The organism is Peribacillus sp., from assembly GCF_059453735.1.
The window spans coordinates 1-2,291 of the sequence record NZ_JAZVJO010000375.1; the positions used below are offsets into that span (position 1 = coordinate 1).

At 40.3% G+C, this 2,291-nt stretch carries 2 protein-coding genes; both read left to right on the forward strand.

Annotated elements, in window-relative coordinates; translation table 11 throughout:
- Window positions 1-13 precede the first annotated feature (13 nt).
- The gene (gene dprA, locus AC52RT_RS12170; RefSeq protein ID WP_495540990.1) at window positions 14-904 is read left to right on the forward strand and encodes a DNA-processing protein DprA; all 891 of its coding nucleotides are present in this window, start codon (window positions 14-16) and stop codon (window positions 902-904) included.
- Window positions 905-1,451: 547 nt separating this feature from the next.
- Window positions 1,452-2,291: type IA DNA topoisomerase (locus AC52RT_RS12175; RefSeq protein ID WP_495540991.1), on the forward strand; the 840-nt coding region annotated here is incomplete at its 3' end.

Sequence of the window (2,291 nt, forward strand, 5' to 3'; positions counted from 1 at the left end):
GAGTGTGAGATAATTGAATACGAAAAGTAAATTAATTCATTTGCATCAGTGCCGAGGTGCAGGCTGGAAAACAATCCGCAGAATTCTTAACAGTGATCCCCTATTATCAACCCTCTATACCAAAACCACGCAAGAGTGGGCAGAACTTCTCATGCTTCCCTCCGATAAGCTTGATTCCTTTCTTCGCGACCTTCATTCACTCAATCTCCAAAAATTGCTTGACCAGTACGAAACGAACGATGTTCAACTACTCAGCTATTTTGACAAGGACTATCCATACCTCTTAAAACAAATTTATGATCCGCCTTGGATTCTTTATATGAAGGGAAATAGAGGTCTTTTAAAAGATATGAATGGGATAGGTGTGGTCGGGGCAAGAAAACCGTCTATAAGCGGTCTGCAAGCCCTGAAAAGCTTGTTGCCGCCTCTGGTACAAGCTGAATATGTAATCATTAGCGGAGTTGCAGTAGGAATTGATGCGGCTGCGCACCAATTGACCCTTAAAGAAAAAGGAAAAACAATTGGAGTGTTAGGTGGTGGGCATTTCCATATTTATCCGAAAGGGAATATTCCGCTCGCCCGAGAAATGATGAAAAACGGACTGCTTATATCTGAAACGCCGCCGCAAAGGAGAGCAGAACCATGGATGTTTCCCATGAGAAATCGTATTATCAGCGGTTTGTCACGAGGCGTATTGGTGGTTGAGGCGAGACAAAAGAGCGGAACCTTGATCACCGCACAATTTGCACTTGAACAAGGCAGAGAAGTATTTGCTGTGCCTGGCAGTCCATCACATGATTTATCAACGGGGACGAATCGGTTAATTCAGGAAGGTGCTAAACTAGTGCTGACAGCTAACGATATCATAGATGAACTGCCTATGCTTACCCCTATAGACTGCTGATCTATTTATGTAAGAATGTGAATGCCAATCATCTATCCTTATTTAGGCAGATGACTGGCATTCTTCTTCGTACGTTCAAATTTTATACAGGAACAGACTTTGAACCTGTAAGGCAATTATTCAGGTGCGTCAAAGGGAGGATGCGCGCGCTTCTGGTGTTTTTTTGGCGGAAGACGTTATCTCGATTCAGCCGGTGAAGTGACTAGGCAGGTTCTAATTCTGATATGGATTTAAAATCTGATTTTGAACGGTCAATCACTTTTTTAAGGAAATAGAAAATTGAATACCGATGAATAAAAAGAGCAAGTGTGGGGTATGAAGAGAAGTGAACTTTTCAACGATTATTATGCTTTCTAACACAAAAAGGTTGTAATTATTGTAAAACTGTTATAAATTTTGCAACATAGGCCTTGGAAAACACATAAGCAGATTCAACCGTATTCAGAGGGAAATTCATCATAGAAATTCTAAACAAACATTGACAAATCAATTTTTTATAACTAATAATAGTGGAGATTTATATTCCCTCTTGAGGAGGAACTTTTTAATGTCAGAGTTTTTGGTAATAGTAGAGTCACCAGCAAAGGCAAAAACAATTGAAAAATATCTAGGAAAAAAATATAAAGTTAAGGCATCTATGGGACATATACGTGATCTGCCTAAGAGTCAAATGGGTGTAGACGTCGAACATAATTATGACCCTAAGTATATAACAATCCGGGGTAAAGGCCCCGTTCTAAAAGAATTAAAAACAGCTGCTAAAAAAGCTAAGAAAATATATCTCGCGGCTGACCCTGACAGAGAAGGGGAGGCCATTGCTTGGCACCTTGCTCAGAGTCTTAATGTAGATATAACATCCGATTGCCGCGTCGTCTTCAACGAAATTACCAAGGATGCGATTAAAGAATCGTTTAAAACACCTAGACCGATTAACATGAACTTGGTTGATGCTCAGCAGGCTAGACGTGTGCTAGATCGTCTTGTTGGATATAATATTAGTCCACTGCTTTGGAAAAAGGTGAAAAAAGGATTGAGCGCAGGTCGTGTACAATCCGTAGCAGTAAGGATGATTATTGATCGCGAAAGAGAGATCCAATCATTTGTACCGGAAGAATATTGGACCATTAAAGCAGATTTCCTAAAAGGAACAAAACAGTTTGAGGGTTCTTTCTTCAGCTTGGATGGCAAACGAACGGAATTGCATTCTGAAGAGGATGTTAAGAAGATTGTTGCAGCCATTAAAGGTAATGAATTTGCCATTTCGAATGTAACGAAAAAGGAAAGAAAACGAAATCCGGCTGCACCGTTTACAACTTCTTCCCTGCAACAGGAAGCTGCTCGGAAATTAAATTATCGTGCTAAGAAAACGATGATGCTGGCTCAGCAG